The sequence below is a fragment of the Bacteroides sp. 3_1_23 genome (assembly GCF_000162555.1).
Taxonomy (GTDB): domain Bacteria; phylum Bacteroidota; class Bacteroidia; order Bacteroidales; family Bacteroidaceae; genus Bacteroides; species Bacteroides ovatus.
Map to the genome: position 1 here is coordinate 2803792 of NZ_GG774949.1, position 12172 is coordinate 2815963.

Genomic DNA, 12172 nt, shown 5'->3' on the forward strand with positions numbered 1-12172 from the left:
TCATCTTTGGTTTATTGCATCTACAATGTTCATTCTCGACACTCTCCAAGCCGGAATTCCGGCACTCAATAGATTTAATAACAGGCAGAAACAGAATGCAACGAGAAACGTCAACGGACTGAACAGCATATCAGTGGAAAGAGAAGTTTCCCCGGCAAGACCTGCATTCTCACTGTTATCAAAAAGGAATGAGTTTAACAGGAAAGTAGCTGAATAGCTCAATATCAGTCCCAGTACTCCCGCAAGCAGTGTCAATATCAGATTCTCCCAGAATACCTGTCGCAACAATTCGTTGGCAGTAGCACCGAATGCTTTCCGGACACCGATTTCCGTCATACGCTTCCGCATGCGGGATAAAGTCATACTACTTAGGTTGATAGCTGGAACCAAGAGGAGAATCACAATGATAAGAATGAATCGCCTGACAATGTGTTTCATATCCAAGTCTGTCCCCCAATGGCGGTAAAGGTAGGCAAATTGAGTATCCGGCTGACCACGATAAATCAATTCCATATCCTTCAGCTTACTATTGTAGACCTGACGATATTTTTCGACTTCAGCACGAATAGCCGGAAAATCGTCGGACGAACGTGCAAGGATGACCGCCCGCATAGGTCCCATCAGATTTTCTCTCCACGAGAAAGAAGCCAAATCTGTTGATGTATAGGGAATCCAGACCTGTGCATAAGAAGCTGTCGCCAACTTTGATACGTCTTTCACTACTCCTGTAATGGTATAATCCGCTTTATTTAATTGGATGGTACGCCCTACCACGTCAGTTGTACCGAACAGGTGGCGTGCCATACTGGCAGAAACCACTGCCTTGGACAGCCCACTCTCAAAATCGGCTTTCGTATATGGTTTGCCACACAAGAATTCAAAGCAAAAGACTTGCCAGAACGCTTCATCCGTTTCCATTTCATCTACACTCATCCTGCCTCCTCCGGGAAGAGAAGCACGCATCTTATTATTAACGGAAGTAATGGTAACCGCTTCAGGTATTGTCAACGTCTTAAAGCATTCACGGGCAGTCGTGACGGACATCTGGCTGCTGGCAGCATTATTGTGTTGCTCTTTATGCCGGGACGTCATTGCCTTGACATACAATGATCGTGAACGGTTAACTTCCGGCACGCAGTCTTTTATCCGTATCTGCAATGTCAGCACGATCACCATTATCATGCAAATAGCCAAAGCTGTACCTACCATACAGACAATACTAATAAGCCGGTTCTCTTTCAACTGGTAAAGAGCTTGCTTTATGTATTGCTTCCACATCTTCTTATTCTTTTTTTGATTTGATTCTACAGGAGTTCACAGAAGAATGTTCTACATTAGAAATTCCAACCTTTCTCTGTTACGTCTTTACACTTCAGGTTTTTGGAGTTGATTTTACCAACGCCATCCCGCTTAAAGAAAGCTGCATCCGCTTTACCGGATACAGTGATATTTCCTACTCCATCCACTTTAGCTTTGATAGTGCTGCAATCAACATTCAACTTCATATTGCCTACTCCGTCAACATCTAGTTTCAACTCATCGCAATATAGACTTTTCACGTTACAGTTGCCTACTCCATCAAGTTCGAAAGCTATATTTTTAAGTTTTAGTTCTTCTTTTGCATCGAAGTTTCCTACTCCGTCTATTTTCACTTTACTCAAATCGGGAGCAGTAATATAGAAAGTCAGATTCTTGATATTCTTGGCATTTTTATCTTTATAAGAGATAACCAGAGTTCCATTTTTCACTGTCACCCTTGTTTTCTCTACAAATTCAGAAGGACCTTCCAGACGACAGGCGCATCCTGCCGATTGAGTAAAAATAATATTCCCGACAGATTGCAGGTTTATGGCAGAAAACTCGTCTACATTATAATCTTTACTCACATTTTGTGCCGATAGCGAACAGAAAGCAACACTTAACAGGACAGCTATCGCAACGATGAAAATATTCTTTGTCATGATGATTTTTAATTTAGAGATACATTAATCAATTTTTCCATTTAGTTCTAATCGTAAGAGGCCGTTTCTATTGTACCTGACGTCCATCGAAGAAACGAATAGTGCGCGAAGTCTGCTTCGCCTGTTCTTCATTATGGGTAACCATCACGATAGTACGTCCGTCTTCCTTATTCAACCGATGAAGCAGTTCCATTACTTCAGCTCCCATCTTTGAATCCAAGTTACCTGTCGGCTCATCGGCAAGGATTATTTCGGGATTACCAATAATCGCACGGGCAATAGCTACACGTTGGCACTGCCCACCGGAAAGTTGTGTAGGAAAATGTCTCATACGATGGCTTAATCCTACTTTTTCCAATACCTCTTGTGCCAACCGCTTTCGCTCACTACTGCCAACACAGCGATAAAGTAAAGGCAACTCCACATTATCCGTCACATTCAACGAATTAATCAAATGAAAAGACTGAAATACAAAACCGAGCGTTTTATTACGAAAAACCGCCAGTTCCTTGTCTTTCATTCCTTCGGTACGTATTCCGTTGATTTCCACCATTCCCATTGTAGGTGCATCAAGCAATCCCATTATGTTCAGCAGGGTGGATTTTCCGCATCCGGAAGGTCCCATTATACTTAGAAATTCTCCACGTTCTACCGTCAGATTCACATTCTCCAATGCTACCGTCTCAATCTCGTCCGTACGATAAATCTTAGAAAGAGAGTTCAATGTTATCATAACTTCTAGTATTTAGTTTATTTAATTTTCAACTTATTCTTGTTCTTATAAGCACTCATATCGCTTACTACTACTTTATCACCCGGTTGCAATCCGCTCAACACTTCTACATATTCAAAATTAGAATCTCCTAACTGTATTTTACGTTTTACCAGTTCATTATCCGAATTGCAGACAAAAAGTTCATATTCACCGCGTCCCACATAGAAAGAGCCATTGGCTACGCGCATTACATCTTCTTTCACAGCATTCATCACATAAACATCTGTCTTTAGTCCGGAACGTAAGCGGCGGTGATTATCTTCTTTCAACTGAACGGTAAATGATATCACACCATTCTTGGATAGTGGTGTAACACTGCTAACTGTCCCTTCCAGTTTGTCACTCCCTATCTTAACAATTGCTTTTCCTCCGGCTGCTACACGGTCACCGTACGTATCCGCAATCTCACCTTCCACTTTAAAATGGCTCAAATCAGAAATGATAGCCACCTGTCCGCCTTCGGAAATCTGTGCACCGATCTGGTTATTAATATAGGTAAGAATAGCTTTACGCGGGGAACGGATTTGTGCATCATCCAACGTACGTTTCTTTTCGGAAAGGCTCTTGCGGAAGATATTAAAATCAAGCTCCTGAACTTTTAGTTCGGCAGCAGCTACTTCCTTCTCATTTTTATATTGTTGCTGAAGTTGTTCGTACTCTAATTGAGCCACATTATAGCTCAATTCAGCCTGGCGTACCTTATCCGTTGTTCCCGCACCGAGACTGTCCAGATAGTGTTCATTTCTCAACTCCACTTTCATACGACTCAATTTCATTGCCGAAACTTTAATCTGCATTGCCATATCGGAAAGTTTCGTCTGATTATTGACGCGAAGCTGATCAAGCTTATACTGGCGCATTTGTTCCTCGTCCAGTAACTTCTTATATTCAATTTCCGTACTCTGAAGGTCCAGTTTCAGAATCGGAGTACCTACGTCTACGCTATCTCCCCCTTTTTTATAGACTTCAATAATACGACTGTTGATCGGAGAATTGATAATTTCTTCAAAAGCAGGGACAACCTTACCGGAAGCACTGACACTTACCTCAATCACCCCTTTATCGACTGTGGAAAAGACAAGATCCTTTGCCTCCACTCCTGCCCTTAATACAGATATAAGTACACTGATGGCAATAATACTTGCCACTCCAATGGATGAATAACGAATAATCTTCTTATTACGTTCTTTTTGACGTACCTCTTTAGGAATTTCTCTGTCCATATCCGATCATTTACTATTTTATGATGTATCAATTCGGTACTTCATATACCAAATCTGTGCCAAAATCGTAAATGATTGATAAATAGAAGATAACAAAAAACACAGAGTGTCCGATATCGGACACCCTGTACGAATTTACCATTCAGAATAGAATCTATCATCCTGCCAGCAGGAAGCCTGTCTATTTGGATGATGACGTAGTAGAGGGGTTCTTTTCCTCTTGTATCAGTTCTTTCCCCCAATGGGTAGTCTCCTCCACCTTTTCACGATCACGAATCTCTTTTGCTTTACGGGCATAGACAATCATACGCATAGACTGATCGTAAGTGAAATAATTCCATACCCAATTCAAGAGTACAATAACCTTATTGCGTACCCCAAGAATAGAGCGCAGATGAACAACCAGCCACATCACCCAGGCAAACCATCCCTGCATCTTTACTTTACTAAACTCTGCCACGGCACGATTACGTCCTACAGTCGCCATCGAACCCAAATTACGGTAATGGAAAGGTTTCATCTCCCGTCCTTTCTCCATACGTACTAGATTCTTTGCCAGCAATTCCCCTTGCTGGATAGCCACTTGCGCTAATTGAGGATGTCCGTTCGGGTAATCTTCATCAGCAACCTGAATACATTGGTCGCCAATAGCAAACACATTATTCATCCCCTCTACACGGTTAAATGAATCGACCTTAATACGTCCTCCACGCCCAATCAGAGAGGCATCCAGATTGCCGATAGTCACACCGGTAACACCACTCACCCAGATAAAAGTACGCGTGGCAATCTCTGTACCATCTTCGAGTACTACTTTATGGTCACGATAATCCACAACACGTTTATTCAACAGGATATTTACTCCCATTTCACGGAGAAACTGTTCAGCATGTGCAGAAGATTCTTCCGACATTCCGGCAAGCAATCGCGGCCCGGCTTCAATCAAATAGATGTGCATCAGACTGCTGGGCATATCAGGATAATCATTCGGCAAGACGAATTTCTTCATCTCGGAAAGTATTCCGGCTACTTCTATCCCAGTAGCTCCACCTCCCACAATTACAATATTCAATAGCTCTTGCTGTTCCTGCTTCGTTGAACAGGTCAGCGCTCGTTCCAGATTAGCCAGAAGAGCGTTTCGCAATCCCATCGCTTCTGACACATTTTTCATCGGCATGGCTTCCTCTTCGATATGTTTATTACCGAAATAGTTGGTTGTAGTACCTGCTGCTAACACCAGATAGTCATATTCTGCTTTTCCGATGGAAGTCTGTATCATATTCTTTTCCGGGAAAATGGCACGTACTTCCGCCATACGGAAATAGAAATCTTTCCGATGCTGGAATATTTTACGGAAGGGGAAGGATATGGAAGTTGGCTCCATACCAGCCGAAGCCACCTGATAAATCAAAGGAGGAAACTGATGATAGTTGTTTTTATCTATCAATACGACTTGAAAGCCTGACTTTTTCAGCTTGTTAGCCAGTTTCAAGCCACCGAAACCACCGCCTACTATGACGACACGTTTCTTATTACTTTTTGCAATGTTTAGACTCATATTCTAATCATGTTTTATCAAGATAATAACACATGAATGAATCATTAAGTTTCCAAAATTCGAAACTTTTGAGAGAAGTCTCTACCGTAGACGCAATCTATCTCCGATTTCCGGAACATACTCACCATCCTTACGATTCATCTTATACAGATTTTTGAGGCGGATACCATATTTTTGAGAGATGCCATGCATGGAATCTCCATCTTTCACAACATATACAGTATAAGGTTTGGAAGCCTTTTTCTTCTTGCTCTTCAGGTAGATGATATCTCCTTCCATCAAGGTATAATCACGCTGCAAGTCGTTGTACTTCACAAGTTTCTTCCAACTAATATCGAATTCCTTGCCTAAATCTTTAAAGGTATCACCGTTGCGGGCTACCACATAAGCAATATCATTAGCGATATACACCTGATGCGGGCTCATCAACCAAGGATTCTTTTTCAGTTTCCGTTCCGAATATACCCCCTTACGGTCGTATTTATACAAGTCATAATCTTCGATAATTGTAATCAGACGATTAGCATAAGAAGGATCGGTAGCATAGCCTGCTTTTTTCAGTCCACGCGCCCAGCCTTTATAATCGGTGATGTCCAGTTTAAAAAGAAAAGCGTAACGGGCACCTCTTCTAAGGAAGTCGGAATGATCTTCGTAAGAGTCACGCGGATGCTTATAAGCACGGAAACATTCGTTACGGGCATCATCATCATGACGAACCGTACGTCCCCGCCAACTGCCACCACACTTAATACCAAAGTGGTTATTACTCTTTCGTGCCAACTGGCTGTATCCGGCACCGCTTTCCAGCAATCCTTGTGCCAATGTAATACTCGCCGGAATCTTATGAAGCTTCATCTGTTCAACAGCCAAATCACTATACTTATTTATATACTCGACGTAACGGGCATTCCGTTTCTGTGCCTGCACTCCTACGGCAAAGAAAAAAACAACGGTTAAAAAGATAAGTCTATGCAGTTTATTCTCCATTTTTATTCAGATGTGAATTAGATGGCACAAAAATCTGAAAAATAATTGGGATTATCAATCTCTTTCCTAACTTTGTAACATTAATTGTAGAAACCAATACCCTGACGTATATGAAAGACCTCACAATTACCGCTATTATTAAAGTATATCAATATGATGAGTTGAATGAGGGCGATCGGTCACTTATAAAGACTGCCATGGAGGCAACAGCTCGTAGTTATTCTCCGTACTCCCATTTCTCCGTAGGTGCCGCTGCGCTATTGGGCAACGGGACAGTAGTGACAGGAACCAATCAGGAAAATGCGGCCTATCCGTCGGGGCTTTGTGCAGAACGTACTACCCTATTCTATGCCAACTCCCAATATCCCGACCAACCGGTTGTCACTCTTGCCATCACGGCACGAACGGAAAAAGATTTCATCGACCAACCGATTCCTCCCTGCGGCGCTTGCCGGCAAGTGATTCTGGAAACGGAAAAGCGTTACAAACAACCCATCCGTATCCTATTATATGGCAAAGAATGTATCTACGAAGTAAAAAGTATAGGCGATCTACTGCCATTATCATTTGACGCATCAGCAATGGAGGATTAATTATGTTACAACAATATCACACGAAACTAAAAGGAACACTCGCACTTACAGACTCTTATCTGACAGAAAAAGCACTGCAAAAAGAAAAGGGGCTTTATAAATTTATATGGGTACGCAGCGGAAGCATCACAGTAGAAATCGACCACCAGGAAATGACGCTTACCAAAGATGAAGTGATTTCACTCACTCATCTGCAACACCTCGAATTTAAATCGATTGATGGTGAATACCTGACTTTGCTGTTCAATAGCAATTTCTATTGTATCTATGGCAACGACCATGAAGTGTCATGCAGCGGCTTCCTGTTCAACGGTTCATCGCACCTGATCCGTTTCACACTGAACGAAAAAGAACGTAAAGAACTTGACACTATTACCGAAGCACTGGAAAATGAGTTTACCGTTTCCGACAGCCTGCAGGAAGAGATGCTGCGCATCCTGCTGAAACGTTTCATTATCCAATGTACCCGGATTGCACGTCATCGCATGAATATCACCCGTGAAAAAGAATCCGGATTTGAGATTGTCCGCCAATACTATAACTTGGTCGACGAGCATTACCGGACGAAGAAACAGGTACAGGACTATGCCGATATGTTGCATAAATCTCCCAAGACACTATCGAACATCTTTTCTACCTGCAAACTGCCTTCGCCGCTTCGGGTTATCCACGAACGGGTGGAAGCGGAAGCTAAACGTCTCCTGCTTTACAGCAACAAAAGCGCCAAAGAGATTGCCGATATTCTGGGATTTGAAGACCAAGCTTCTTTCAGCCGTTTCTTCAAAAATATGACCGGACAGAGCGCCGTGCAATTCAGAAACACACAGGAAGGGAAAAATTGACAAGGCATACGGAAGTATTGCTATTTGGGGGGTAGTGGAAATGGACGACCTTTGCGACATAAGATAAATCCATTAAAACCCCAACAAAATGAAAGAGAAATTGATCGCTTTACTAACCTTCACTTCAAGTCTGAAAAGTTTTGGTATGAAATTTATCCGCGTTGCCATCCTGGTAGTATTTGTATGGATAGGCGGATTGAAGTATTTCCATTATGAAGCCGACGGGATTGTTCCGTTTGTTGCCAACAGTCCTTTTATGAGTTTCTTCTATGCTAAAGGTGCACCCGAATACAAAGAACATAAAAATGCGGAAGGTGCTTTTGTCCCGGAAAATCGTGCATGGCACGAAGCAAACCGCACTTATACTTTCTCTTACGGACTGGGAGCTCTTATTATGGGTATCGGCATACTGGTATTCTTGGGAATCTTTTTCCCAAAAGTGGGATTGGCAGGCGACACCCTCGCCATTATCATGACGCTCGGCACACTTTCTTTTCTTGTCACCACCCCGGAAGTCTGGGTTCCCGACTTGGGAAGCGGAGAATTCGGTTTCCCATTACTATCCGGTGCAGGGCGGTTGGTGATTAAAGACATTGTGATCCTAGCCAGTGCCGTAGTGTTATTATCCGACTCGTCACAACGCGTACTCAAAACACTTAAAAAAGACTAAGACAACCACTAAAGAGGATTCTGACTTCTTGCCATTGCGGAACAAATCGTATTTTCAGACTGTTATATAGTCTCATACAAATCGTTAATACAAGAAGTTATGAAACAATATGATGCAATTATTATAGGATTCGGCAAGGCAGGGAAAACCCTGGCTGCCGAACTTTCCAACCGCGGATGGCAAGTGGCCATCGTAGAACGTTCCAACATGATGTATGGAGGAAGCTGTCCGAATGTAGCCTGTGTCCCAACAAAGACACTGGTGCATGAAGCAGAGGTTTCCGCTTTGCTTTACCACGATGATTTTCCGAAGCAGGCGAATATGTACAAACAGGCCATCGGCCGAAAGAACCGCCTCACTTCCTTTCTTAGGAATGATAATTACGAAAGACTAAGCAAACGTCCTAATGTGACTATCTATACTGGAACGGGGTCTTTCATATCCGCCGATACCATAAAAGTGGAACTTCCCGAAGGAGAAATCGAACTGAAAGGAAAAGAGATATTTATCAACACGGGGTCTACTCCCATTATCCCTGCAATAGATGGTATTCAGCAAAGTCAGCACGTATATACCAGTAGTGCGCTTTTGGACTTAAGTGTACTTCCTCATCACCTGATTATCATAGGTGGAGGATATATCGGACTGGAGTTCGCTTCTATGTATGCCGGTTTCGGCAGTAAAGTGACGATACTCGAAGGAGGAAACAAATTTATGCCTCGCGAAGATCGGGATATTGCAAACAGCGTCAAAGAAGTGATGGAGAAGAAAGGTATTGAAATCCATCTGAACGCTCGTGCACAGTCTATCCATGACACGAATGACGGAGTGACACTGACTTACTCGGACATATCCGACGGTACTCCTTATTATGTAGATGGAGATGCCATTCTTATCGCAACGGGACGTAAACCGATGATTGAAGGATTGAATCTGCAAGCAGCGGGTGTAGGAGTTGATGCTCACGGAGCTATCATCGTAAACGATCAGTTACGCACTACTGTTCCTCATATATGGGCAATGGGAGATGTGAAAGGCGGATCGCAATTTACTTATGTCTCGCTAGATGATTTCCGGATTATCCGTGACCAGCTCTTCGGTGACAAGAAACGTGATATCGGAGACCGTGATCCTGTGCAATATGCAGTGTTTATTGATCCGCCATTGGCACATATCGGAATCAGTGAAGAAGAAGCTCTGAAAAGAGGATATTCATTTAAGGTTTCCCGGTTGCCGGCTTCCTCTATCGTTCGTACCCGCACATTAAGGCAGACTGATGGTATGCTAAAAGCTATCATCAATAATCATAACGGGAAGATTATGGGCTGTACTCTATTCTGTGCCGATGCTTCAGAAATCATCAATATCGTAGCTATGGCGATAAAAACAGGGCAAACCTCTACATTCTTGCGCGATTTTATCTTCACGCATCCCAGTATGAGTGAGGGATTAAATCAACTGTTTGATGTATAAGAATAAGAAAGAATATAACTCACTTCTAAAACAGAGCCTCTGAATAGGGTAAACAGAGGCTCTATTTGGAGTAATCGGAGGCTCTGAATGAGGTAAACGGAGCCTCTAAATAAATGAAACTCATTCTTTTTCAGTCTTAATAGAGTGAAATCTAATAGAAAGTGTTATCTTTGCAACCAAGTTAAACTATATACCTACCGCAATGAGAATTAGTAAGTAAGACAACACTTCTAAGTAAACATCACTTTTCTTATATGCTTTTTCTATTTCGTTAAGCATCACGAAATCCGTGTTGTTTAGCCAGTATTGTGTTTGTCGTTCCCCCCTATCCTGTGATTTTCCCTCACTCTATTTTCAACCTCAAACCCAATAGATCATTATGTCTATAAGTATTCAGCAAATCAGCTATATCCATCCGGATAAAGAAGTATTATTCAGTGATCTCAATTTCGCCATCAGTAAGGGGCAGAAACTGGGATTAGTCGGTAACAATGGGTGCGGTAAATCTACTTTGCTGCAAATTATTGCCGGACAACTTTCACCCTCTTCCGGTGTCATTGTCCGTCCGGACGACCTATATTATATCCCGCAACATTTCGGGCAATATGATTCACTGACTATCGCTCAAGCACTCCAGATAGAACGTAAGCAACAAGCCTTACATGCTATCCTGTCAGGAGATGCCTCAAACGAAAATTTCGTCATCCTGGATGATGACTGGAATATTGAAGAACGTTCCATTGCCGCTCTCGATTTATGGGGGCTAGGACAGTTTACTCTATCCTACCCGATGAATTTGCTTAGCGGCGGTGAAAAGACCCGTGTATTTCTGGCAGGGATGGACATTCATCACCCATCTGTCGTACTTATGGATGAACCGACCAATCATCTCGATTCTTCCGGCAGACAACGTTTATATGACTGGGTAGAGAAATATCGTTCCACCCTGTTGGTGGTAAGTCATGACCGTACCCTGCTCAATCTTCTCCCCGAGATTTGCGAACTGGAGAAGCATCAAATCAATTATTATGGCGGAAATTACGAATTCTACAAAGAACAAAAAACGCTGATGCAGGAAGCATTGCAACAACGTATTGAAGAAAAAGAAAAGGCACTACGTATTGCCCGTAAAGTGGCTCGCGAAACGGCCGAACGCAGGGACAAACAGAATGTACGCGGCGAAAAGAGTAATATAAGAAAAGGAGTTCCACGCATTGTATTGAACGCACTCCAAGGGAAATCCGAGAAGAGCACTAGTAAACTGACTGGCGTCCATCAGGAAAAAGCCGAGAAGTTAACAAATGAACGTAACCAGCTTCGAGGTTCGCTCTCTCCGACTGCGGCATTAAAAACCGACTTCAACAGTTCCTCGCTTCATACCGGGAAGATATTAGTGACAGCAAAAGAGATTAACTTCAGTTATCATTCCAATTCGGTTAACAATGATATTCTGACGAATAATGAAATAAATTCGTCTGACACAGGTTATCTTCCCAATCCGAATAGCAATGATATTCAGGAAAATAGTATCTCAAAACAACAGCTTTGGCAAGCTCCTGTCAGCTTTCAGCTAAAGAGCGGAGACCGCTTCCGTATAGAAGGAGCCAACGGTAGCGGGAAAACAACTCTATTGAAATTAATCACCGGCCAACTTCAACCACAGGAAGGAACCCTGACACGGACGGACTTTAGCTATGTCTATTTGAATCAAGAGTATTCGATCATTGACGACCGGAACAGTATTCTTGAACAGGCTTACGCTTTCAACAGCCGGAATCTGCCGGAGCATGAAATAAAGATTATTCTACACCGTTACTTGTTTCCTGCATCCGAATGGGACAAATCCTGCCGAAAACTTAGTGGTGGTGAGAAAATGCGTCTCGCTTTCTGCTGTCTGATGATTAGTAACAATACCCCTGATATGTTTATCCTGGATGAACCTACCAACAATTTGGACATACAAAGTATTGAAATTATCACTGCTACTATCAAAAATTATGCAGGTACTGTGATAGCAATCTCACACGACAATTATTTTATTCAGGAAATTGGTGTCGAACAATGCATTTTATTGAGTTAGTCTATTGATA

Annotated in this window: 11 protein-coding genes; 5 read left to right on the forward strand and 6 right to left on the reverse strand. The window is 42.5% G+C overall.

Going from position 1 to position 12172, the window contains the following annotated elements; translation table 11 throughout:
- From HMPREF9010_RS13245 to HMPREF9010_RS13220, 6 genes are all read right to left on the reverse strand, one after another.
- Positions 1–1278 (reverse strand): ABC transporter permease, encoded by a 1278-nt coding sequence (locus tag HMPREF9010_RS13245; RefSeq protein WP_008648749.1) that lies wholly within the window; start codon positions 1276–1278, stop codon positions 1–3.
- Positions 1279–1334: 56 nt separating this feature from the next.
- Positions 1335–1961: a GIN domain-containing protein gene (locus HMPREF9010_RS13240; protein WP_008648751.1), complete on the reverse strand. Its 627-nt coding sequence runs from the start codon at positions 1959–1961 to the stop codon at positions 1335–1337.
- 67 nt (positions 1962–2028) lie between these two features.
- Positions 2029–2694, reverse strand: a complete 666-nt coding sequence (locus HMPREF9010_RS13235; protein WP_008648752.1) for an ABC transporter ATP-binding protein — start codon at positions 2692–2694, stop codon at positions 2029–2031.
- Between the two features lie 17 nt (positions 2695–2711).
- A complete protein-coding gene (locus HMPREF9010_RS13230) occupies positions 2712–3959 on the reverse strand; it encodes an efflux RND transporter periplasmic adaptor subunit (RefSeq protein ID WP_008648754.1) in 1248 nt (415 codons plus the stop codon).
- A gap of 181 nt (positions 3960–4140) precedes the next feature.
- Complete coding sequence (locus HMPREF9010_RS13225) at positions 4141–5517, reverse strand: NAD(P)/FAD-dependent oxidoreductase (RefSeq protein WP_008648755.1); 1377 nt, start codon at positions 5515–5517, stop codon at positions 4141–4143.
- A gap of 81 nt (positions 5518–5598) precedes the next feature.
- A complete protein-coding gene (locus HMPREF9010_RS13220) occupies positions 5599–6504 on the reverse strand; it encodes a glucosaminidase domain-containing protein (RefSeq protein ID WP_004304231.1) in 906 nt (301 codons plus the stop codon).
- A gap of 110 nt (positions 6505–6614) precedes the next feature.
- On the opposite strand from HMPREF9010_RS13220, the gene cdd reads away from it, so the two are divergent.
- The 5 genes from cdd to HMPREF9010_RS13195 all read left to right on the forward strand — a co-directional run bounded on the left by cdd (position 6615) and on the right by HMPREF9010_RS13195 (position 12162).
- Complete coding sequence (gene cdd / locus HMPREF9010_RS13215) at positions 6615–7097, forward strand: cytidine deaminase (RefSeq protein ID WP_008648756.1); 483 nt, start codon at positions 6615–6617, stop codon at positions 7095–7097.
- 2 nt (positions 7098–7099) lie between these two features.
- Entirely contained in the window at positions 7100–7939 is an 840-nt protein-coding gene (locus HMPREF9010_RS13210) for an AraC family transcriptional regulator (RefSeq protein WP_008648757.1), read from the forward strand.
- Positions 7940–8027: 88 nt separating this feature from the next.
- A complete protein-coding gene (locus HMPREF9010_RS13205) occupies positions 8028–8609 on the forward strand; it encodes a DUF417 family protein (protein WP_004304234.1) in 582 nt (193 codons plus the stop codon).
- Between the two features lie 99 nt (positions 8610–8708).
- Complete coding sequence (locus HMPREF9010_RS13200) at positions 8709–10082, forward strand: FAD-dependent oxidoreductase (protein WP_008648758.1); 1374 nt, start codon at positions 8709–8711, stop codon at positions 10080–10082.
- A gap of 379 nt (positions 10083–10461) precedes the next feature.
- A complete protein-coding gene (locus tag HMPREF9010_RS13195) occupies positions 10462–12162 on the forward strand; it encodes an ABC-F family ATP-binding cassette domain-containing protein (protein ID WP_008648759.1) in 1701 nt (566 codons plus the stop codon).
- Positions 12163–12172 lie beyond the last annotated feature (10 nt).

Bases quoted from the DNA above. Each gene is read 5' to 3' on its own strand.
- HMPREF9010_RS13245 (WP_008648749.1), bottom strand. From the start codon at position 1,278: ATGTGGAAGCAATACATAAAGCAAGCTCTTTACCAGTTGAAAGAGAAC.
- HMPREF9010_RS13240 (WP_008648751.1), bottom strand. From the start codon at position 1,961: ATGACAAAGAATATTTTCATCGTTGCGATAGCTGTCCTGTTAAGTGTT.
- HMPREF9010_RS13235 (WP_008648752.1), bottom strand. From the start codon at position 2,694: ATGATAACATTGAACTCTCTTTCTAAGATTTATCGTACGGACGAGATT.
- HMPREF9010_RS13230 (WP_008648754.1), bottom strand. From the start codon at position 3,959: ATGGACAGAGAAATTCCTAAAGAGGTACGTCAAAAAGAACGTAATAAG.
- HMPREF9010_RS13225 (WP_008648755.1), bottom strand. From the start codon at position 5,517: ATGAGTCTAAACATTGCAAAAAGTAATAAGAAACGTGTCGTCATAGTA.
- HMPREF9010_RS13220 (WP_004304231.1), bottom strand. From the start codon at position 6,504: ATGGAGAATAAACTGCATAGACTTATCTTTTTAACCGTTGTTTTTTTC.
- cdd (WP_008648756.1), top strand. From the start codon at position 6,615: ATGAAAGACCTCACAATTACCGCTATTATTAAAGTATATCAATATGAT.
- HMPREF9010_RS13210 (WP_008648757.1), top strand. From the start codon at position 7,100: ATGTTACAACAATATCACACGAAACTAAAAGGAACACTCGCACTTACA.
- HMPREF9010_RS13205 (WP_004304234.1), top strand. From the start codon at position 8,028: ATGAAAGAGAAATTGATCGCTTTACTAACCTTCACTTCAAGTCTGAAA.
- HMPREF9010_RS13200 (WP_008648758.1), top strand. From the start codon at position 8,709: ATGAAACAATATGATGCAATTATTATAGGATTCGGCAAGGCAGGGAAA.
- HMPREF9010_RS13195 (WP_008648759.1), top strand. From the start codon at position 10,462: ATGTCTATAAGTATTCAGCAAATCAGCTATATCCATCCGGATAAAGAA.